At 59.2% G+C, this 21,678-nt stretch carries 19 protein-coding genes; 7 read left to right on the plus strand and 12 right to left on the minus strand.

All coding sequences use genetic code 11. The features are described from left to right. Positions 1-809: 809 nt before the first annotated feature. The gene (locus tag H9X86_RS05230) at positions 810-1,943 is read right to left on the minus strand and encodes a DUF4317 domain-containing protein (RefSeq protein ID WP_204900519.1); all 1,134 of its coding nucleotides are present in this window, start codon (positions 1,941-1,943) and stop codon (positions 810-812) included. Between the two features lie 188 nt (positions 1,944-2,131). On the opposite strand from H9X86_RS05230, the gene H9X86_RS05235 reads away from it, so the two are divergent. Both H9X86_RS05235 and H9X86_RS05240 read left to right on the plus strand, forming a co-directional pair. After that, complete coding sequence (locus tag H9X86_RS05235) at positions 2,132-3,220, plus strand: PTS sugar transporter subunit IIC (protein ID WP_204900520.1); 1,089 nt, start codon at positions 2,132-2,134, stop codon at positions 3,218-3,220. A gap of 65 nt (positions 3,221-3,285) precedes the next feature. Then, positions 3,286-3,606: a sporulation initiation factor Spo0A C-terminal domain-containing protein gene (locus H9X86_RS05240; RefSeq protein ID WP_204900521.1), complete on the plus strand. Its 321-nt coding sequence runs from the start codon at positions 3,286-3,288 to the stop codon at positions 3,604-3,606. 353 nt (positions 3,607-3,959) lie between these two features. Here the strand turns inward: H9X86_RS05240 and H9X86_RS05245 are convergent, their stop codons facing one another. The 11 genes from H9X86_RS05245 to H9X86_RS05295 all read right to left on the minus strand — a co-directional run bounded on the left by H9X86_RS05245 (position 3,960) and on the right by H9X86_RS05295 (position 17,456). After that, a complete protein-coding gene (locus H9X86_RS05245) occupies positions 3,960-7,229 on the minus strand; it encodes a hypothetical protein (protein WP_204900522.1) in 3,270 nt (1,089 codons plus the stop codon). 80 nt (positions 7,230-7,309) lie between these two features. Further along, positions 7,310-8,362: a peptidylprolyl isomerase gene (locus H9X86_RS05250; protein WP_204900523.1), complete on the minus strand. Its 1,053-nt coding sequence runs from the start codon at positions 8,360-8,362 to the stop codon at positions 7,310-7,312. 250 nt (positions 8,363-8,612) lie between these two features. Further along, a complete protein-coding gene (locus tag H9X86_RS05255) occupies positions 8,613-9,221 on the minus strand; it encodes a V-type ATP synthase subunit D (protein WP_204900524.1) in 609 nt (202 codons plus the stop codon). A gap of 30 nt (positions 9,222-9,251) precedes the next feature. Further along, the gene (locus tag H9X86_RS05260) at positions 9,252-10,649 is read right to left on the minus strand and encodes a V-type ATP synthase subunit B (RefSeq protein ID WP_204900525.1); all 1,398 of its coding nucleotides are present in this window, start codon (positions 10,647-10,649) and stop codon (positions 9,252-9,254) included. A 10-nt stretch (positions 10,650-10,659) separates the two neighbouring features. Next, on the minus strand, positions 10,660-12,423 hold the full coding sequence (locus tag H9X86_RS05265) for a V-type ATP synthase subunit A (RefSeq protein WP_204900526.1): 1,764 nt from the start codon (positions 12,421-12,423) through the stop codon (positions 10,660-10,662). 18 nt (positions 12,424-12,441) lie between these two features. Further along, on the minus strand, positions 12,442-13,059 hold the full coding sequence (locus tag H9X86_RS05270) for a V-type ATP synthase subunit E (protein ID WP_204900527.1): 618 nt from the start codon (positions 13,057-13,059) through the stop codon (positions 12,442-12,444). Positions 13,060-13,123: 64 nt separating this feature from the next. Continuing rightward, positions 13,124-13,429: a V-type ATP synthase subunit F gene (locus H9X86_RS05275; RefSeq protein WP_204900528.1), complete on the minus strand. Its 306-nt coding sequence runs from the start codon at positions 13,427-13,429 to the stop codon at positions 13,124-13,126. A 313-nt stretch (positions 13,430-13,742) separates the two neighbouring features. Further along, complete coding sequence (locus tag H9X86_RS05280; RefSeq protein WP_204900529.1) at positions 13,743-14,168, minus strand: ATP synthase subunit C; 426 nt, start codon at positions 14,166-14,168, stop codon at positions 13,743-13,745. 23 nt (positions 14,169-14,191) lie between these two features. Continuing rightward, entirely contained in the window at positions 14,192-16,093 is a 1,902-nt protein-coding gene (locus H9X86_RS05285) for a V-type ATP synthase subunit I (RefSeq protein ID WP_204900530.1), read from the minus strand. 11 nt (positions 16,094-16,104) lie between these two features. Continuing rightward, entirely contained in the window at positions 16,105-17,139 is a 1,035-nt protein-coding gene (locus tag H9X86_RS05290; RefSeq protein ID WP_204900531.1) for a V-type ATPase subunit, read from the minus strand. Beyond that, entirely contained in the window at positions 17,136-17,456 is a 321-nt protein-coding gene (locus H9X86_RS05295) for a hypothetical protein (protein ID WP_204900532.1), read from the minus strand. Before H9X86_RS05295 ends, H9X86_RS05290 begins: the two co-directional genes overlap by 4 nt. A gap of 285 nt (positions 17,457-17,741) precedes the next feature. On the opposite strand from H9X86_RS05295, the gene H9X86_RS05300 reads away from it, so the two are divergent. From H9X86_RS05300 to spoIIR, 5 genes are all read left to right on the plus strand, one after another. After that, on the plus strand, positions 17,742-18,221 hold the full coding sequence (locus H9X86_RS05300; RefSeq protein ID WP_204900533.1) for an Lrp/AsnC family transcriptional regulator: 480 nt from the start codon (positions 17,742-17,744) through the stop codon (positions 18,219-18,221). Continuing rightward, positions 18,221-19,384 carry a pyridoxal phosphate-dependent aminotransferase gene (locus tag H9X86_RS05305; protein ID WP_204900534.1) on the plus strand — a complete coding sequence of 388 codons (1,164 nt, stop codon included), beginning with the start codon at positions 18,221-18,223 and terminating at the stop codon, positions 19,382-19,384. Before H9X86_RS05300 ends, H9X86_RS05305 begins: the two co-directional genes overlap by 1 nt. A gap of 24 nt (positions 19,385-19,408) precedes the next feature. Then, positions 19,409-20,011 (plus strand): bifunctional phosphoserine phosphatase/homoserine phosphotransferase ThrH, encoded by a 603-nt coding sequence (thrH, locus tag H9X86_RS05310; RefSeq protein ID WP_204900535.1) that lies wholly within the window; start codon positions 19,409-19,411, stop codon positions 20,009-20,011. Between the two features lie 17 nt (positions 20,012-20,028). Then, a complete protein-coding gene (gene ispE, locus H9X86_RS05315; protein ID WP_204900536.1) occupies positions 20,029-20,868 on the plus strand; it encodes a 4-(cytidine 5'-diphospho)-2-C-methyl-D-erythritol kinase in 840 nt (279 codons plus the stop codon). A gap of 184 nt (positions 20,869-21,052) precedes the next feature. Continuing rightward, entirely contained in the window at positions 21,053-21,676 is a 624-nt protein-coding gene (spoIIR, locus tag H9X86_RS05320) for a stage II sporulation protein R (RefSeq protein ID WP_204900537.1), read from the plus strand. Positions 21,677-21,678: the final 2 nt, after the last annotated feature.

A 21,678-nucleotide genomic window follows, 5' to 3' on the forward strand; every position in this document is an offset into this window, starting at 1 on the left:
CAGTTGGCAGACCGCACCTTGATTGTATCAAAAGGAGTTTTTTCTTCATACGGAACGCTAAAGCTTTTTTTGAACTCCCCGGCACAGCCGGGGGTTTTCAATATACAAAAAGCCCAGGAGAGGAAGTTGCTTCCTCTCCTGGGGGTAAAGGGGCGTAAGCTTTGATCTTCTGCCATGACCTACAACGGCTTGCCAGCCTGGTAGGGACGCTCCGCTGGGCCCGATTTCTTAGCGATAAGAAATCGGGGAAAGAATCGCTTAGGGCGTTCCCCCCTAAGGACCTCCCTGGGGTACCAGGCTGGAACTGCGTCAAGTTGATCCTCGGCCCGTCACTCTTGCTGTGACTCATGGGACTACTTCCACCCCAGGTGATCCTGGCAACTGGCCCTACAACCAGGCAATTCCCACGTCCGGGCCTACCCTGGAGAAGCGGCGTTCCCGCCGCCGTCAGCCAGGCCCCCGGCAGCTGGGAACAGCTGCTTGACCAGGGTAAGGCCCTGGTATATAGAAGGACGCATCTCCATAGGAGCCAGTGCTGCCCAGAGAACAACCATGCCATCTATGTGACCCCGCCAGACCAAGGGCCGAAAACAGAAGGACGCAGTTTCACCCCGCACCAGCGGGGTGGATTCCACAAGGAGGGGGAAGGCCCCTCCTTTGGTGGGTCTTTGGTGACTTTCTGCCCAGCTCAGAAAGTCACCCTGCGGAGCAAACCCGGGCCGGAAGGCTGTGCCGAGGAACCGACGCACGGTTATTTCCTTCCTCATAGCACAACAAAAGGAGGAAGCCCCCCGGCTTCCTCCTTCCTCTTATTCTTCTATGGCAATGTCCACCCCATTGACCTGCACCCCGTCCTGGGCACGGATCAATATGTACTTCACCCCGTCGATGACCCGGGTGGATACCAGATCGCTCTGGTCAGCAGGCAGCCGCACCGACACGTCAGCCGCCGCCACCTCCACCTGCTTGGGCTGGATGACGTTGGCGGGGTTGATGGATGTCTCCTCCCCGAATGCCTCCTGGAACTTGCGTCCAAACTCCTCGGCACAGTGGGCGGGCACCCCGCAGGAGCGCAGCACCCCCGCCATCTCCCCATGGTTGAGGGTCAGCGGCTCCGGCTCATGGCTCTCCTTATGTACCTCCATCATCTCTCTGAGCTGCTGGTGCACCCCTTCCACCACCTCATAGCTGCCCTGGCCCTCCAGGGCCTCGCTGAAAATGGTCTGGAAGGTCTCCTTCTGGGCCTGGGCGGGCATGGGGGGCTGGCAGCGGAACAGCTCGCTCCACATGGCCTCCTGACTGGCTTTGGTGTCCTTGGTGTAGAACAAAGCTCCATACAGGTTGGTGCTGCGCTCATCAAAGGCAGGGAACAAAAAGCCCAGGGCGGGGGGAGACACCAGATGATTCATCTGGCGGTTGTGGAACTCATTTTCCCGCATGTAGTAGCTCAGGGCAGGCTTGGTCTCCTTCACCGGACAGATGGAGCACATAATATAGCGGTACACCTCGCTGCCCCCTTCGTCCTGGCGGCTGCCGTCCTTGCCCCGGTAGGGCACGTCGTAGCTGTCCTGAATGAGCAGGATCAAGTAGCTGCCCTCCAGCTCCACCGTCTCCACAATGCGGCGGAACAGCTCCTCTACGGCAGTATCATCCTTCAAGGCGGAGTCCCGCACCGTCATCAGCAGCTTGTGCTCCTCCCCGTAGGCCACCTGGTTGGTCTCAAACTCCATGGGCAGCAGATTTTTCCCCAGCTTGCCCGAAAGGGTCTTGCGCAGCACGCCCAAAAACATCTCCCGCTCGTCCTCGCTGAGCATGGACAGAGGCTGGTTGAAATGGGAGACAATGTGCTTGAGTTCATTGACATAGCAGCCCCGGATGGAGCCAATGGCGTTGCGTTCATCCTTAAAACGGCGGCGAATTTCGCCGACTTCCTTCTCATTCATAGTGGAATACTCCTTATGGTTCGGTGATTCTCCCCTGCCCTGTGCAGGGAATATCAGTATATCACGCCTTTGCTCCCTCTTGCAAGGAGGGTTGTGGAAAATGCACATTGACATCTGTGGAAATACACGTATAATAAACCCATTGGTGTCTTGACACCTGTATGGATAGAAAAGGAGAGGAAACTCGTATGTCCAAATTCAAAGACTTTTTGGCCCGGAAGGACGTTGTCATCTCGGGCAAGCGGTACGGTATCGACGCTCTGGGGGCCATGGCCCAGGGTCTGTTTTGTTCTCTGCTCATTGGTACCATCTTAAATACCCTGGGCAAGCAGCTGGGGCTGGAGGCTCTGGTGCTGGTGGGGGGCTACGCCTCTGCCATGAGCGGGGCTGCCATGGCGGTGGCCATTGGCTGCGCCCTCAAAGCGCCCCCCCTGGTGCTCTTCTCCCTGGTCACCGTGGGCTACGCCGCCAACGCCCTGGGTTCCACCACCCTGGACGGCGGTTCCGGGGCCGGTGGACCTCTGGCCGTGCTGTTCATTGCCATCATTGCCGCTGAGCTGGGCAAATTGGTGAGTAAGGAAACCAAAATTGACATCCTGGTCACCCCCCTGGTGACCATTCTGGTGGGTGTGGGGCTGTCCGCCTGGTGGGCTCCCGCCATTGGCACCGCCGCCTCCGCCGTGGGCGAGTTTGTAGAGTGGGCCACGGTGCTCCAGCCCTTCTGGATGGGCATTCTGGTGTCTGTGGTCATTGGCATTGCCCTGACCCTGCCCATCTCCTCGGCTGCCATCTGCGCCGCCATTGGTTTGACCGGGCTGGCTGGGGGCGCTGCTGTGGCCGGGTGCTGCGCCAACATGGTGGGCTTTGCCTTCCTCTCCTTCCGGGAAAACCGATGGGGTGGGCTGGTGAGCCAGGGCCTGGGCACCTCCATGCTGCAAATGGGCAACATTGTCCGCAACCCCCGCATCTGGCTGCCTGCCATACTCACCTCCGCCATCACCGGACCCCTGGCCACCTGTGTGTTCCATTTCCAGATGAATGACCCCGCTGGCGGCGTGGCCTCCGGCATGGGCACCTGCGGCATGGTGGGCCCCATCGGGGTGTACGCCGGGTGGGTCAACGACGTGGCCCTGGGAGTCAAAGAAGCCATCACCGCCATGGACTGGGTGGCCATGGCTCTGCTCTGCTTCGTCCTCCCCGCCGTTCTCACCTGGGCCTTTGGAGTGGCACTGAGACGGGTAGGTTGGATCAAAGAAGGAGATTTGACTCTGTCCTAACCCTTGACATCTCCATTTTCTCCCTGTAACATAATAGTGAAATAGAGAGAAAGAAGAGATGAGAAATGGTAGACTTTCATGTGGAAAACAAACTGCGCTCCCTGGGTCTGATGGGCAATTATCAGGGCTACCATTGTCTGCGATACAGTGTGCATCTGATCCGTACTGATCCCACCTACCTGGACATGGCCACCAAGCGGCTCTATCCAGAGGTTGCACGGTGCTTTGGCATGAACGTTGGGTCGGTGGACAGTGCCATGCGCACCGCCATCTCCCTGTGCTGCACCCGGTGCGGGCCTCAGGTGGCTCAAATGTGCCGGGGTAACCCCCGCCCCACCGTGTCGGAATTTCTTCAGGGGTTGGTGGAGCAGCTCATGGAACCGTAATATTCTCACATATCATAAGGGCCTGTTGCAAAATTACCATTTTGCTACAGGCCCTTTCTGAGCGTGTCGAAAAAGTTCGACACGCTTCTCAAAAATGCAAGCATTTTTTCGAGGGGATGCAGCCCGCTGCATGCAGCCTTGGGTCAAAGGGCGACCCAAGGCTACACTGGCGGGCTGAGAAGTGTTTTTCCCGATGCGCATGTCCCCGGGAAAAACTGATTTCAATTTATTTTCCCGCCTACGGGCGGAAAAACTCTGCCGAGGGCTTCTCCCCATGCAAGATGGTCAGAACTTCTCGCATGACTTTTGTGTTTTTTGACAGTCTGAAAGGGCCTGTCATTTTGGTTTGGTTCTTAGCCTCTGCGCTTGCGGGCCACCACAGTCAGGCCACCCAGAGCGGCGGCGCTGGTCAACAGCATACCCACAGTCAAGATCATCTGGCTGGGATCGCCAGTGGGAGGCACACCGTCATCGGCCTTATCCACAACCACATTGGCCAGCACATAGGTACTGAAATGCTCCAGGTTGGCGGTGACAGTGCGGGCGTCCTTGTCCACGGTGATGGCGATTTCCTCCGTCTTCCCACTCTCTGCCACATAGAACAGCTTCAGGTTCTCGGTAGACAGGTTCTCGGGAATCTGGATGGTCATCTGCACCTTTCCGCTGGGCTGAATGGGCTTGCCGTTCAGGGTAGCAGTGATTTCCAGGATGGCGGTGTGCTTCATGTCAGCCACCACATCCTCCAGAGCCTTTTTCACGGTGTCATAGGTCTTACCCTCAGACACGCTCTCCACGGTGATGACCGTGTTGCTCTCAAACACCTGGTCGGCATTGCCCACGGTGATCTGGACATCAGCCTGATTGTCCACAATCACATCTCCACCAGTCTGCACAGGGTCAGTAGTCACGGGATCGGTGGTCACAGGGTCCGTAGTCACAGGATCCGTGGTCACGGGGTCCGTGGTCACGGGGTCGGTAGTCACGGGGTCCGTGGTCACAGGGTCGGTGGTCACAGGGTCCGTGGTCACAGGGTCCGTAGTCACGGGGTCGGTAGTCACGGGGTCGGTGGTCACGGGGTCGGTGGTCACGGGGTCCGTGGTCACGGGGTCGGTGGTCACGGGGTCGGTAGGCTCAACCGGCAGATCAATATTGGTGTACTCCACCTTCATATTGGCCTGGACGCCGCCTTGGGCCACGCCAGCACCCTTATTTTGCACCTCGATACGAATGATGTCACCTTGGGCCACTTCAACCGTTTGGTTCAACTCCACACCCGTCTGAGCGTCGTTGGCCAGCTGGGTCTGCTGGATGATGGGTTCATCATTCTTCAAAACAGTCACCCACACCTGGCCGCTGCTGTTGGCCGCCAGCAGCTTCAGACCGCCCTCTGCGGTCAGGCGTACCGTGCCGTCCACCGGGGCACGGAACCCAATGGCATGGCCCAGATTGGTGCGATCCTTCAACCGGTCCACAATTTTGATCCCGGTGGGATTCTTGCCGCTGTTGCAGCCCACAAAGTGCCAGTTGGTGGTATCTGCACCATCCCAGCCCTTCCAGTCGGTGTGGTAGGTGGTCATGTTGCGGTAGGAGCCGTCGGCCATATGCTCCTGCACATACCAGATGTTCCCCTGCACCCCGGCGGCAACGCCACTGAGCAGATCATCAAAGTAAGTGTATGCGTTTTTCTGCTCCAAAGTATATGTCTTGCTGGTTTCTCCATCTTCCGAGGTCAACTTCAAGGTCATACCGGCCTCCACATTGCCCTGGGTCACCTTCTGGTCGTCCCGGTACAGCTCCACGGTGGTGTCGCCCCAGGCCTTCACGCCATCCAGCAGCTGGGCCACAGCAAGGGGCATGGGCAAACGCATGGTGGAGCCCTCCACCTCAAAATAGGTGCTTTCCAACAGGTCCTCCCCGCTGATCTTCTGGTAGGCCCCGATGGTGGGGGTGCCATTGACGGGATTGCCAAAGAAGTCCTGCCCGCCGTTGTCCGCAATGGCCACGCCTGCGCCAATGGCAGGAGAGTTATCCTCCAGCTGATAGCCACCCAGAGTATCCAGAGCAGGGCCGTTTTCAGACCCGGTGCCGCCAGTGCCGGGATTGACCAGCAGGGGATCTTCGGTGATATGGCCCACACTGTTGGAGGGCACATTGGCGTAGTTGTAGAAGATATTGTTGGTGTAGGTGGTGGTCCCTGCCTGCCAGTTCTCGGTGCGGGCGGTCTCCCCGGCGTAATAGATGATGTTGTTTTTCACCTCCAGCTGGCCGAATGCGCCGCTGTTGGTGGCAATGAAGGGCACGCCCTCCTTCATGTAGAAGGTGTTATTGTAGATTTTGGCCAGGGGGCTGGTGGCGGGCACCAGGGCAGCCCGGCTGTCATTCTGGCTGATGTTGTAGCGGAACACCGAGTTCACGGCCTGCTGCAAGCAGACCATGAAGGTGCCGCCGCCATTGTCGTGGCTGTAATTATACTGGTACAGGGTGCCGTCGGCAGAATCGGCATCAAAGGCCTGACCGTCGGCATTCTGCCCATTGTAGTAGTAGGTGTTGAACACCTCGTTGTACTGGAACACAGCGTTCTTGCACTTCCAGGGCCACACGCCGGCAGCCACCTTGCCAAAGGTGGTGGCGGAGTAGTCGCTGTCGTTGATCTGCTTGCCAGCGCCGTCGGCCACGTTGTACTCCACAATGGGGCGGTCACAGTACATGGTGGTGATGGCATCCCCGCCGGGGTCCTTCACATAGTTGTTGGTGATGCGCACATTGGTGTGTCCATACTTGGCAATGTCCTCATCGGAGATCTCAGCGGTGTTTTGGAAGGGGGCATAGTATGCAGTATAGGCCGCGGCAATCCCCCAGCGGCTGACGTTTTTGACATAGCAGCCGTCAATGAGCACATCGTTGTAACGGGGAATTCCGGTTTCTTCCTCTTTCTCAGGCAGGAATGCGGTGAAGTAGATACCGCCATTGTTCATGTGCTTATCGTACACATTACCGGCCACGTCCTGGATATTCAAATCTTCCAGGTAAATGTGATTCAGAGTCCCCTTGTTCCTGGCTACCACAGCTACGCCGGTACGATCCATGGCGTCTTTGGCGTTGTACACGGCATTGGGATCCACCTGACGGTTGGTCATGGCAATATTGCGCACCTCGATATAGGCGCAGTCATAGAGCAAAATACAGCTGGACACATTCCCCTGGTAGCGGTGCTGGGGGTTGGGCAGGGGCTTGCCATAATCCTGGCGCCATACCCCCTCCCCATTGGTGTTGATGGTGGGCAGCTGTCCTTCCCCGTAGGCATCAATGACAATGGGGGCCTCCGGGCTGCCGGACACACCACTCAGGTGCAGATAGTCGTTGCTGAACTGGGAGCCACGTTCCAGATACACATGGTCACCAGGGCCCAGCTCCTTTTCGCTCAGGGCTTGCAGGCTATAAAGAGCCTCCCCCTCGCTCAGTCCGGAATTTGTGTCCTTACCGTCCAGGGTGCTGACGTAATAGGTCTTGCCAACAGGTTCCTGCTGGGTCTCAGACCCCTGGGCAAAACCCAAACCTACGGTGCATACCGTTTCGCACAATAATACAGCGCCTATGAGGAGTGCTGTTATCTTGCGTCTCATAACGAATCATCCCTTCTGCAATCTTCTTGTTCTCATCTGAGTGCCATGGGTTGCCTCTCTTCCTCCGCTTCTCTCCCCCTTTATTTCTTTCCTGTCATGCGTTCTATGACATAAGCCAGGATCTCCTCCTCATTCCCGGCAACTTCCACCCGTTCCCCCCGGCTTTTCACCATCTGCTCATACCGCTGCTGCCGCAGGGTCTCATCTATGCTGTCCGAAACTTCCTCCAGATCCATATAGTGGTCATAGGTCCGGGCGGTACACTGCACCAGGTACACCCCGCCGTTGGCCTCCACCACCCCGGAATGGGTGCCCGGCTCCAGCTCATAGGCCAGATCCAGCACATCCCCCAAGGAATCGGCATAGGAGCCCACTTGCTCCGGCTCCAAGTCCAACTGCGCAAAGTATGGCACCAAGTCCGGGTATTCCTCCACGGCCCGTTCCAGCTGCGCCCCATCCTCCATTTCCTGCTCCAGTTCTGCCAACTGGGCCTTCAGCTCCTGCCCCTGTGGGGCATCCATGAAGTTGGTGTCCAGATACACATAGCTCAGGGAGATTCCGTCAGGCAGCTGAAACGCCGTCTCCCGGTTTTGCTGGTAGTACGCTTCCCTGTCCTCATCGGTGACCTCCATCCCCGGATTGTCCGGGTTGGCACAGTACCGCTTTTCCATCCAGTCCATCTCGTACTCCAGAAAAGTCTCAAAGGTAAACTCTGTCAGCCCGTACACCGGCTGACCGGCCTCCTTTTTCTCCTCTCGGCTCTGGTTCTCTGTCTCCATGCGGTCAAGAACCCCATTTAAGCCCCCGTGCAGAGGGGTGCCCGTCTCCTGGGCCATGTCATACATGGCCGTCAAGGTGCGCAGCTGCTGCAACGTCCGCTCTGTGAGCATCTCCCCTGGGGTTGTACCGTCCTGTGCGGTCTGCCAAAACCCAGGGTCATTGCTGTGAAGCCCCATCTGGCCACACTCATACACCACCTCAGAGAGCTGCTGCTGCATGATCTGGTCAAAAAGCTCCGGCTGAACTTGCTGTCCCTCCACGGTGACGTCCAGGGTCTTCCCCCCAGGAAAAAAGATCAGCACCCCCACCAGCAGCGCCACAAGGGCACATACAGCCGCAATGCCCAAAGTCATCCTTTTCCGCCCTGTGTGTGGGTGCCGGGTCACTCCATTCTTTTTGCGTGCCATGGTTTCTCCTATTTCGCCCTCTCCCTGTGGGTCGTGCGACCATAATTGTGTATTATGCCCTATAATGATATAATATCGCCATGTGGTATGTCAAGTCTTCCACAATACTCCTTCCATATTTTAGGCAGAGAAAAAGCAGGCAGAGAAGCTCTCTGCCTGCTTTGTATCCTACTGGGAATCCATTCAAATTCTGTATCTATTTCCCTGTCTGGCGCTTGATGACCTTCAAGCGTACAAACTCTTCCCGTTCCTTTTCCTCCAGCGCCTCAGTGATGAAGCGGATGGTATCGTCCAGGTTGGGAATGACAATGTTTTTCAGTGCGTTGGCCCGCTTCTGAGACTTTTTGATGGCCTCAGCCAAGCGGTAGATGGAGGTCTCCACCTCTGCCATACGGCGTGTCAGATCCTTGACCTTGGCAAACTGGATGTAGGCCTGGTCAAAGGCGGGAGAGGTATAGCCAAAGCCATAGCTGGGGCTCAGAGGCGGGGTATTGTCCGGGATGTGGGGCAACTCCACCCCCATCACTGACCGCCAGCGAATATCCAGGCTGTGATCCGGCTCCACGCCCTCTGCAATGCGGTCACACAGGCCCAGCTCGATGTTGGCCTTGGCCAGTGCCATGTAGGCCGACTGAAACACCTGGTCGATCTCCCGCTGGATGCGCCCAGCGTCCTCCATCAGTGTCATCATTTCACGAACCAGAATGTTGCGCTTCCGGTCCATCAGCTCATAGCCGGTTTTTGCCAGCGCCCGGGAGCGCTTGGCGGCCATGAGGTTGCCCTTGGTGGGCAGTACGGCAGCCATTGGGCCACCCCCTTTCCGTCAGATGTCCGATCAGATCTCGCCCAGGGCCTCGAACGCACCTTCCTTGTAGTGCTCGTCCAGCTCCTTGTCGCTGATACGATCCAGCTCGCCTCGAGGCAGGATGGTGAGCAGGGCCCAGCCCAGCTCCAGAGTCTGCTCCAGGGTGCGGTCTTCCTGCTGGCCCTGGCGGACAAAGAACTGCTCGAAGGCCCGGCCGAACCGCAGATACTGTTTATCCAGGGCAGATAGTTCGTCCTCGCCGATGACCGAGGCCAGGCTGCGGGCATCCTGCACCTTGGAGTAGGAGGCAAACAGCTGGTTGGACAGAGAGGGGTGGTCGGCCCGGGTGAAGCCCTCGCCGATGCCGTCCTTCATCAGACGGGACAGAGAGGAGAGGATGTTGATGGGGGGATACACGCCCGACTGGTCCATGTTCCGGTCCAGCACGATCTGACCTTCGGTGATGTAGCCGGTCAGGTCGGGGATGGGGTGGGTGATGTCGTCGTTGGGCATGGTGAGGATGGGCACCTGGGTCACAGAGCCCTTCTTGCCCACGATCATACCCGCCCGCTCGTACAGAGAGGCCAGGTCGGAGTACAGGTAGGCGGGGAAGCCCTTACGGGAGGGGATCTCGCCCTTGGAGGAGGAGAACTCACGCACAGCCTCGCAGTAGGAGGTCATGTCGGTCATCACCACCAGCACGTGATAGCCGTGGGTGAAGGCCAGGTACTCGGCAGCTGTCAGGGCGCAGCGGGGGGTCAGAATACGCTCGATGATGGGGTCGGAGGCCAGGTTGAGGAACATGGCCACTCGGGGCAGAGCCCCGGACTCCTCAAAGTTGCGGCGGAAGAACTCGGCCACGTCGTTTTTCACGCCCATGGCGGCAAAGACGATGGCGAACTCCCCGTCGTCCCCGGCCACATGGGCCTGGCGCACCATCTGGGCGGCCAGCTCGTTGTGCGCCATACCGGCGCCGGAGAAGATGGGCAGCTTCTGGCCCCGGATCAGGGTGGAAGCGCCGTCAATGGCGGACACGCCGGTGTAGATGCAGCTGCGGGGGTACTGACGGCTCACCGGATTGATGGCAGAGCCGTTGATGTTGCGCCGCTCGTCGGGGTACAGCTCGCCCAGGCCGTCAATGGGGCGGCCTGCGCCGTCAAAGACACGGCCCAGCATCTCCTTGGACAGAGCGATGTCCATGGGCTTTCCGGTGAAGTGGGTGGAGGTGTTCTCCAGAGAGATGCCCCGGGTGCCCTCAAACACCTGGAGCACGGCCTTGTCCCCCTCAATGAGAATGACACGGCCATAGCGGCGGGAGCCGTCCTCCATCACCAGCTCGGCCAGCTCGTCATAAGACACGCCGGAGACCCCTTCCAGGGCCACCAGGGAGCCGTTCAGGTCGGATAGTCCGGTATATTCCAATCTCATGGCAGTCACCTCAGCTATTGGCAGTATTGACCTGCTCCAGAGCGTTGTCGATCATGGCGGCGTAGTCGTCAAACTTGGACAGGTCTTCATTGGGGATCTCGTACTTCATTTTCACCACGGCGTCAAATACGCCGGTGGCAATGTACTGGGACAGGGGGATGGAGCGCTCAATGCCCTCCTTGGCCCCGTCGTACAGACGCAGGATCATCTGCATCATCAAAAGCTGCTTGTTCAGGGGCACATAGGTGTCCATGGGGTGGTAAGAGTTCTGCTGGAGGAAGCCCACCCGGATGAGACGGGCGGTCTCAATGACCAGCTTTTGATCCTCGGGGAGAATGTCGGAGCCGATGAGCTTGACGATCTCCATGAGCTGGCTCTCCTCCCGCAGCAGGTTTGCAATGCGCTGGCGGCAGGAATCAAACTCCGGGGACACATTGTCGCTGTACCACTTCTTCAGATCCCCGGTGTACTCGGAGTAGGAGTTCATCCAGTGGATGGCGGGGAAGTGACGGGCGTAGGCCAGACCACGATCCAAGGCCCAGAAGCAGCGGATGAAACGCTTGGTGTTCTGGGTCACCGGCTCGGAGAAGTCACCGCCCTGGGGAGACACGGCGCCGATGACGGTGACGGAGCCCTCTTTGCCCTCCAGAGTCTCCACATAGCCGGCACGCTCGTAGAACTCAGCCAGACGAGAGGCCAGGTAGGCGGGGAAGCCTTCCTCGGCAGGCATCTCCTCCAGACGGCCGGAGATCTCACGGAGAGCCTCAGCCCAACGGGAGGTGGAGTCGGCCATCAGGGCCACATGGTAGCCCATGTCCCGGTAGTACTCGGCAATGGTCATACCGGTGTACACCGAGGCCTCACGGGCGGCCACGGGCATGTTGGAGGTGTTGGCGATCAGGATGGTACGGTTCATCAGGGGCAGCCCGTTGCGGGGGTCTTTCAGCTCGGAGAACTCCTCCAGAGCCTGGGTCATCTCGTTGCCACGCTCGCCGCAGCCCAGGTAGACGATGATGTCAGCGTCCGACCACTTGGCCAGCTGGTGCTGGGTCATGGTCTTACCGGCACCGAAGGGGCCGGGGATGGCGGCAGCGCCGCCCTTTCCGATGGGGAACAGGGTGTCGATGATGCGCTGGCCGGTGATGAGGGGCCGGGTGATGGGCATACGTCTCGCCATGGGACGAGCGCCCCGGATGGGGCAGCGGGAGGCCAGCTTCAGCTGGGTCACCTTGCCACGGCTGTCGGTGACCTCCACCAGCACATCCTCCACGGTGTAGGCACCGCTGGGAACTGCCCGGGTGACGGTGCCGGTGAGACCGGCGGGCACCAGGCAGCGGTGGACGATGGCGGCGGTCTCCTGGCAGTGGGCGTAGGGGGTGCCGGGCTTGACCACGTCACCCTCCTTCACCTCCATCTCCACGTCCCACTTACGGGTCAGATCCAGGGCGGGGATGTTGACGCCACGGCCCAGGAAGGGGCCGGAAATCTCCTCCAAATTCTTCAGGGGCCGGGCAATGCCGTCAAAGATGTTGCCCAGCAGGCCGGGGCCCAGCATCAGGGCCATGGGGGCACCGGTGGAGACCACAGGCTGACCGGGGGCCAGACCAGCGGTGTCCTCGTACACCTGCACCGTGGTCATGTCCCCTTCCACGCCCACCACTTCGCCGATGAGCTGCTCGTTGCCGGCATACACCATGTCCATCATGGCAAGGCCCTTGCCGCCGGTCACCTTGACCACGGGGCCGTTGACGCTATAAATTTGATATTCACTCATATTCCGCTTGGCGCCTCCTTACATCTCGTTCAGGTCATCGGACAGGGACAACCCGAAGGATTCGGCAAAGTGGCCGGCCAGCTCCTCCAGCCGATTGTCAAAGGAACAGTCCACCCGCAGACCCAGCTGGCTGCTGTGGACGATAAATCCGCCCAGGGAGAAGGCGCCCTCCTGGCACTCCACCTGTACAGGAGCCAGGGCAGCGGCCAGCTTGGTGGCAAAGGGCATATCCTCAGCCCGCAGCTGCACCACCACAGACTTGGCGCCGGGCAGCTGCTTCATGGCAGTGCGCAGCATCTGCTCCATGTGCTCATAATAGTCCGGGGTAGCTGTGAAGGCAGCAATGCGCTCACTCACCTTCTGGAACACCTCTTGGGTGATCTCCTTGCGGCGCAGATAGATCTTCCGCTTGCTGTCCATCAGGTGCCGGGACACCTCCCGGCCGGACTCGGCCCGAATGCGGGCCGCCTCCCGGTCATAGTAGACCCGGGCGGCATCCTTGGCCTCAATTTTGGCCTCAGCCAGGGCAGCGGCTCTGGCCTCGTCCAACTCTTGCTTCATCTGCTCACTCTGCTGGGTGGCGTTGCGCAGCACCTCCTCAGTGAAGTGGAGCAGCTTTTCCGTTTGTTCTGGCATCTTGAGATCCCTCCTTGTCATATGGGACTCTGGTACGATCAGCATGGGGTTGACCCATGGAATCTCAGAGTTTTACGCCGATGGCCTCCCGAATGTACCGGCCAATGGCATCGTGGTTGCGAGTTCCATGTCGGTCTGGAATCTCCACCACCAGAGGGGTGCGTCCGCTCATCTTGAAGTCCGCCAGCTGGTCGGCACACTGCTCGGCCAGGCTCTCGGTGACCAGCAAAATGCCCACCGTGTCGTCGGCAAGGACCTTCTCGATGGCTTTCTCCGCCTCCTCCTTGCTGCGGGCCACCACGCCTTCCACTCCAGCCAGGCGCAGCCCCACTTGGGTGTCCGTATTATCGGAGATGACAAAGTAACGCATGGTTTTCCTCCTTCGTCGATGTTGTCACGTTCAGGTTGGACACATTGCCGGGGGTTCTAACCCCTACGACTCCGGGCAAACCCGGTGCGGCACACACCGCCGTCCCTGGGCTTTGCCCATCCGCTCCAGGCTTAGCCCCCCGATGCGTCTACCTTCACGCTTCTCCATTGTCACGTTCAGGTTGGACGCATTGCCGGGGGTTCTAACCCCTACGACTCCGGGCAAACCCGGTGCGGCACACTCCGCCGCCCCTGGGCTTTGCCCATCCGCTCCAGGCTTAGCCCCCCGATGCGTCTACCTTCACGCTTCTCCATTAGGACACGAACAGCAGCACCAGAGCGATGATCAGGCCGTACAGAGCCACGCCTTCGGCCAGACCCACGAAGATCAGGGACTTACCGAACATGGAGTCGTTCTCGGAAATGGCACCCAGAGCGGCGGAAGCGGAGGAGGACACGGCGATGCCGCCGCCGATGCCGGACAGGCCCACAGCCAGGCCGGCGCCGATGTACTTCAGACCCACAGACAGGCCGTCAGCGGCCACAGCGGCGGTCTCAGCAGAAGCAGCGGAAGCGCCGGTGAGGCCCAGCACAGAGGTGATGACGAACAGGCCGCAGAACATGGCGATGTTGCCCAGCAGAGCGTGACGGGCGGAAGCACCGGTGAGCTTACGCACAGCGATGGTCACCAGGGGCAGGAACAGCAGCAGGGAACCCAGAATAAACAGGACGATTTTCATAGTAATGACCTCCAATGTATAATTTAAGAATTTTTAGTCGTGTAATCAACCAAACGGGGACAGTACTCCCGGCCACTGTCCTGATAGAACCGGCCGAACAGCTCGTAAAACTCCAGACGCAGCACCTGGATGCCCACCAGCAGACCCTCAAAGCCCATGACAAACAGGTTGCCCAGGATGAGGACGATGGGGTTGAGGTTGGCACCCGCCATGGTGTGGATGACCAGCATCAGGCACACGTGGGTGATGGCGTAGGCGCCCACACGCAGGAAGGACAGGGTGTTGGTGAGGAAGGACAGCAGGGTCTCAAACAGCTCGAAGAAGCCGGACACCAGCAGCCCGCCCAGAGACTCGGGCTTCCAGTCCTCCTTGCCCTCTGCCAGAGCGGACAGAGGCTCCCGGAACAGGATGAGGATGAGGGGAAGCACCAGCACGATGAGCACATACCACAGCCGGAACATGTTGTAGCCGGTGAGCAGAGTCACCACAGCCCCGATGATGAGGCCTAAATAGAACACCATGCCAGCCAGGCCGTTGGGGCCGAAGAAGATCTTGTCGAAGTCGTGCTGACGGATGCCGTTGAGCACATTGAGCACCATGACAAAGGCCAGCATCACCACGCCCATGGCCAGAGAGGCCACCAGCAGGTACACCACGTTGCTCCCCTCCAGAATCTTAAAGCCGGGGAGAATTTCCTCAAATCCAAACACCGAGCCGTAGACAAAGCCGAACACCGTGGAGGAAAGGCCGCAGCAGACGATGATCTTGCCCAGCCACATCTTTTTCTTGGTGGCCAGGAACAGACCGATGAGGGCGAGGCCCAGGCCCTGACCCACATCACCGAACATGATGCCAAAGAAGATGCAGTAGGTGATGGCCATAAACAAAGACGGGTCGTACTCGTGGTAATTGGGCAGGCCGTACATCCGCAGGAAGGGCTCGAAGATCCGGCCCAGCAGAGAGTTTTTCAGCTTGGTGGGGGGCGTCAGTTCGGTCTCCTCCGCCTTGTCCACCACGTAGTCCAGCTTTCCATAGCTGTCCAGCCGGGCCAGGAAGTCCTGCAAATCCTCTTCAGGCACCCAGCCCATGAGGTAGAAGGTCTCCTTGGAGCGGGCACCAAACCGGCGCATCTCCATGACCTGGTTTTCCCGGCACAGCCAGGAGCGCAGGCTCAGCAGGTGCTCCTGCTGCTGCCCGGCCAGCTCAGCCCGCTGGGTCTTGAGCTGCTCCAGAGCCTGCTCGTCGTCCTCCATCTCGTGACGCAAAGCGGCAATGGCCTCCTGGGCGGTGCCGCCCAGACGGTCGTTGAGGGGCACGGGAACAAAGTGCATGGAGGCAAAGAGGGCATCCACCTTCTCCTCCCGGGACTTCAGGGCGAAATAGCAGCCGTAGACCTGGCTGTTCTCCGTGTGGGTGGGGAAGAAGAAGCAGTCCTCCCGTTTGTCCAGCACCTCAGAGAAGGTGCGGTAGCTGTCCTCGGGCAAATGGCCAAACCGGAAAACCAGGTGGTCCATGTTGCGCAGGGTGTCCAGCTGCACGGACAGGCTGGACAGCTTCTCCAGCTGACTGACCGAGGAGCGGTCGTCGGCGGCCTCCTGTTTCAAGGCCTCCTCCCACTGGTCCATTTGGTCCAGCTTTTCGGTGAGGTCGTCCAGATATTTCTGGCCTTCCTCCAACTCCGCCCCCTCAGAGAAGGGGCGATACTCCGGCTGGAGCTCCAGCCGGGTGAGCACTTCCTCCGCCTGCCGCAGCAGGGGCATGATGGGATTGCTCAGGTTCAGCGCCCGCAGCCTGGTGTTGCGGTGCATCACCTGTAAGACGCTCTCCGGGTGAAAGGGTTGGTCCACGATACACCGGCGCACCACTTGGTCAAATTCCTTCCGTGGCCCGGTGACCGTGACAAACTTCATTGCTTGAACAGACATGTACTCCCTCCTCAGCGGTCCATCATGTCCAGCAAGGACGATTTTAGGGCCGTCTGGTATTTTGCCGCCTCTACCGCAGACACCACCGATTTCAGCTCAAATTCCCGCAGATTCATCAGCGCCACAGCGCTGTAAATGGAGGGCTTTCCCATCATCAGCTGGCGGCGGCTGGCACGGTAGAGGGTATCAATGTAGAGGTGATTGAGATCCTCATCGCAGTTCCGGTCAAAGACACGCCCATAAGGGGTCTGCTCTGCCAGCTCCAGCACCGCCTCAGCACTGGGGGCGGCACACATGGCATGAATCATCTGGGGCCTGAGCTTGTAGTGGTAAGGCAGCAGCACCGGCAGATAGTTGTCCTCCTGGGGAAAATACCGCTTCATGCGCAAAATGTGCATGAGGTTGAGCATATCCACTTGGGACCCCACAGAACGCTCCAGAATCCGGCGCACATCTCCGTCGTACTTGCGGCGAATGATGGTCTGAAGGTGGCGGTAATACACACCACCCAACAGTGCCTCGGTGACGCCGTAGTCAGGCAGACTGCCGTCAGCCGAGCGCAGACGCTCCAATGCGTCGTGGTAAATGCTTCCCCGGGTGGCCTCCACCAGTCCATCATAGGTGGTGCAGCGGCGCAGAGCCTCCAGGTTTACCTTTGAGTGGCTCAAAAAGGCCGGGGGCAGCGGCTCCACCTCCTTATATATACTTGCGTGGAGGTGGCGCAGAGCGGCCAGGATCTCATCCATCGCCGCCCGCAGAATGGGGAACTCCATGATCTGACGATCTTTCTGGGGAACAAACGCCAACAGGCTCAGATATTCCTGTCTGATCTGTTCCCGCAGTGCAGCCTCCAAGGTGGCACGGGTGAGTAGGGCATCTTGGGGCAGATGCTCCGCTGCATGGCTCCAGCCAGGCAGCTGGCGCAGCTCAGCCAGTACCTCATCCACAGAGCGCATGGCGGCCAGTCGCTCCAGTTCCTGTCTGCCAATACGCTTTCCGTAAATTGCCTTGGCCTTGGTGGCCAGAGCTTCGTATCCTGCGCTCACCGAATGTCAACCGTCTGATGGAACAAAGTGTCCACCCAGTTGTCCCCATACCGAGTGTATGCTCGCTCCATCTTGGCCTCAGCGTCTGCCAAGCGCACCTTCTGCGCTGCAATCAGCTGATCCTTTTTCTCAGCCTCCTGGCTCTTTAACTCCTCCAGCCAGGTGTCAGCTCGATCCAGATACTTCTGGCGAATCGCAGCTTTTTCCTGCTCCAGTTCTGCTTCGAAATTGGCTTTTTGGTTCTTTGCCTCTTCCGCAACATCCCGGGCAGACTGTTCTGCTTCCAGAATTCGGTCAATTAGCATGGTATAGTCCATCCACACTGCCTCCTTCTTCCTGTGATTGTGTACATTTTCATGACGCCTCATTATATCACTCCCGTCCCAACATGGGAAGAACATTTCATACAAATCTTGCAAGAAGCAAGCTAGGATTTCTTTTCGCTTTTCGACGAAACATCCCGCACCCGCCAGGTGAGATTGCCCCTGTGGGGGATTGCATTTTATTACGTTAAATTGTATAATGCAGTTTAACCACTTTCCCCCAACTTCTCTCTTGGAATTGGGCCAAATTGGCAAATGTTATATCAAGGAGGATTTCCCATGAAACAGCTGCTGCAGCTTTTGGAGAATGATTGTACCCTCACCCCGTCCCAGTTGGCATCCATGACCGGTTCCACCGAAGCGGAGGTGGCAGCAGCCATTGCCGACTACGAAAAAAATCACGTGATTTTAGGCTACAAGGCCATTGTGGACTGGGACCGCACCCACCGGGAGTCGGTCACCGCTCTCATTGAGGTGAAGGTCACCCCCCAGCGTGGGGACGGCTTCGACCGCATTGCCCAGCGTATCTATCAATATGATGAAGTGGAATCCCTGTTCCTCATGAGTGGCTCCTTCGATTTCACCGTGATCATCTCGGGGCGCACCTTGCAGGAGGTGGCTCGGTTTGTGGGCGAAAAGCTGGCTCCCATGGAGGGGGTCACCGGCACCGCCACCCACTTTATTTTGAAGAAATACAAAGAAAAGCACCTGATTTTCCCGGTGCAGGAGGAACAGGAAGAAAGGTTCGTGTTAGACTGATGGACTATCAACAGATTTTAAGCCGCCGGATCCGGGAGATCCCCCCCTCCGGCATCCGTAAATATTTTGACATTATGGCGGAGATGGACGATGCCATCTCCCTGGGCGTGGGTGAGCCGGATTTCCAGACCCCCTGGCACATCCGGGATGCGGGCATCTACTCCCTGGAAAAGGGCTTTACCAAGTACACCCCCAACGCCGGTCTCAGCGACCTGCGCCGGGCCATCTGCCGCTACTTAAAGCGCCGGTTTGACCTGGACTATCAGCCCATCGGCCAGACTCTGGTCACCGTGGGCGGCAGTGAAGGGCTGGATCTGGCCTTCCGCTGTCTGCTGGAGCCGGGGGACGAGGTCATCATCCCCACCCCGTCCTTTGTATGTTATGGCCCTCTGGTGTCCATGATCCACGGGGTGCCTGTGTATGTGGAAACCAAGGTGGAAAACGAGTTCCGCCTCACCCCTGAGGAGTTGAAGGCCGCCATCACCCCCCGCACCAAGGTGCTGGTACTCCCCTTCCCCAACAACCCCACCGGCGGCATCATGCACCGGGAGGATCTGGAGGCCCTGGCAGAGGTGCTGCGGGGTACCAACATCATGGTGGTCTCCGACGAGATCTACGCAGAGCTCACCTACGGCCAGCACCATGTGTCCATGGCCAACATTCCCGATATGTATGACCGCACCATTGTCATCAACGGCTTTTCCAAGGCATATTCTATGACCGGCTGGCGCATGGGCTATGTGTGCGGCCCCAAGGAGATCATCGGGGCCATGACCAAGCTGCACCAGTACGGCATCATGTCCGCCCCCACCACCAGCCAGTATGCCGCCATCGAGGCCATGGAGCACGGAGACCGGGACATTGAGACCATGAAGCAAGAGTACGACGGCCGCCGTCGGTTCCTGGTGGACGGGTTCCGCAAGCTGGGGCTGGACTGCTTTGAGCCCCGGGGCGCCTTCTACGTCTTCCCCTGCATCCGCTCCACTGGGCTGACCAGCGAGGAGTTCTGCGACAAGTTCCTGGCCCAGGAGCACGTGGCAGTGATCCCCGGCTCCGCCTTCGGACCCGGCGGCGAGGGCTTTGTGCGGGCCTGCTACGCCGCCTCCATGAAAAACCTCACCGAGGCTCTCAGCCGCCTGGAGCGATTTTTGTCCACCCTGTAACAGTATATAAAGGAGGAATGGGTCATGTACATCACCTGTCTGGATTTGGAGGGGGTTTTGGTCCCCGAGATCTGGATCGCCTTTGCCCGTGCCCGGGGCATTCCTGAGCTGGAGCGCACCACCCGGGACGAGCCGGACTACGACAAGCTGATGCGCTACCGCCTGGATATTCTGGCTCAGCACGGGCTGAAGCTGTCCGACATTCAGGAGACCATTGCCACCCTGGACCCGATGCCGGGCGCCAAAGAGTTCCTGGACGCCCTGCGGGAGAAGACCCAGGTCATCATCCTCAGCGATACCTTTGAACAGTTCGCCCAGCCCCTGATGCGCAAGCTGGGCTGGCCCACCATCTTCTGCAACACCCTGGAGGTGGCTCCCGACGGCACCATCACCGGACACAAAATGCGCTGCCCCCAGTCCAAGCTCACCACCGTCAAGGCGCTGCAATCGGCAGGCTTTACCACCATTGCCGCCGGAGACAGCTACAACGACCTGGGCATGATCGGGGCCAGCAAGGCCGGGTTCCTCTTCAAGAGCACCCCCGCCATCCAGGCCGAGCACCCGGAAGTGCCTGCCCTGGAGGAGTATGACCAGCTGCTCAACGCCATTGTGGCTGCCATGGACTAACCCTTTGGAGGACGCACATGGAGACAAAAGCCTACGCCAAGTTAAACCTGTCTCTGGACATTCTGGGCCGCCGGGACGACGGCTATCACGACTTGCAGATGGTCATGGTGTCCATTGACCTCACCGACACCCTCACCCTCACCCCGGGGGAGGGCGCCATGTCCACCAACCTATCCTTTCTCCCCGCCGACGGCAGCAACCTGGCCCAAAAGGCGGCCCAGGCATTCCGCTGCGCCACCGGGAAGGGAGAGGTTCTGGACATCCATATCGACAAGCGCATCCCCGTGTGTGCTGGCATGGCAGGGGGTAGTTCCGATGCCGCCGCCGTACTGCGGGCCATGAACGAGATGTATCGCACTGAATTGTCCCCCCTGGAGCTGGCCAAAATCGGTGAGCAGGTGGGCTCCGACGTGCCCTACTGCGTGGTGGGTGGCACCGCCCTGGTGGAGGGGCGTGGGGAGTATGTCACCCCTCTGCCCTCCCTGCCCTCCTGCCACATTGTGGTGTGCAAGCCTCCCTTCCCCATCTCCACCCCCCAGCTGTTTGGCCGGGTGAATGTGAAGAAAATCACCCGTCGGCCAGACAATCAGGGCATGGTGGAGGCGCTGCACCGGGGCGATTTGACCGGAGTGGCCCGGCGGATGTACAACGTCTTTGAGGACGTGCTGGAGCCTCGCCACCGCCAGACGGTGGACGAGATCAAGGCCACCCTCATTGAGCACGGGGCCTTGGGTGCTGTCATGTCGGGCAGCGGCCCCACCGTGTTCGGTCTCTATGAGGACCAGGGCAAGGCCCAGCAGGCCGCCGATGCCTTGAAAGAGCAGTACAAAGACGTGTTTGTCTGCCGACCCTGCTGAGAACACCGTAGGGGCCGGGCTTGTCCGGCCCGCAAGCAGCCGGACATTGCCCTGTGATATTCGGGAGGGGCAAGCCCCTCCCCTACGGATCAACTTAAAAAATGCTTGCATTTTTTGGACTAAACTCAAAAAACACCGTCCATACTGTAAGAGACTTCAATCTCTTACTTAGGACGGTGTTTTTATGTATTCTCATCATTTATACCGCTGGGAAGCGGCCCTGCTCATGGCCTTTGCCGTGGTGCTCACCATTGGGATGTGGGCCAGCGTGACCCAGCGTGCCCTGGCCGATGAGGTGCTGCGCCTGCACGTGGTGGCCAACTCAGACAGCGACGCCGACCAGGCGGTGAAGCTCCAGGTACGGGACGCCATTCTCACCGCCGCCACCCCCTATCTGGATGGGGTCAACGGCCAAGAGCAGGCAGAGCAGGCCCTGGAGCCACACCTTTCAGAGCTGGCCCAGGCGGGGGCGGCGGTGCTGGGTGAGGCGGGCATGGACTATCCCATCACCGTGACCATCACCGACCAGTGGTTTCCCACCAAGGAATACACCGACTTCGCCCTGCCCGCCGGCACCTATCGCTCCCTCCAGGTGGTTTTGGGCCAGGGGCAGGGCCACAACTGGTGGTGTGTGGTGTTCCCGCCCCTGTGTGTCAGCTCGGTGAGTGAGGAGAGCGTCGCCACCTCCGCTTCCGGAGTTTTATCCGAGGACCAGATCTCCCTCATCTCCGGCCAGGACGGAGAGTATGTGCTGCGCTTCAAGGTGCTGGAGTGGTGGGACAGCTTGGTGCAGTACGTTCAGGGTTGATG

Source organism: Pseudoflavonifractor capillosus, assembly GCF_016902575.1.
GTDB classification, from domain to species: Bacteria; Bacillota; Clostridia; order Oscillospirales; family Oscillospiraceae; genus Enterenecus; species Enterenecus capillosus_A.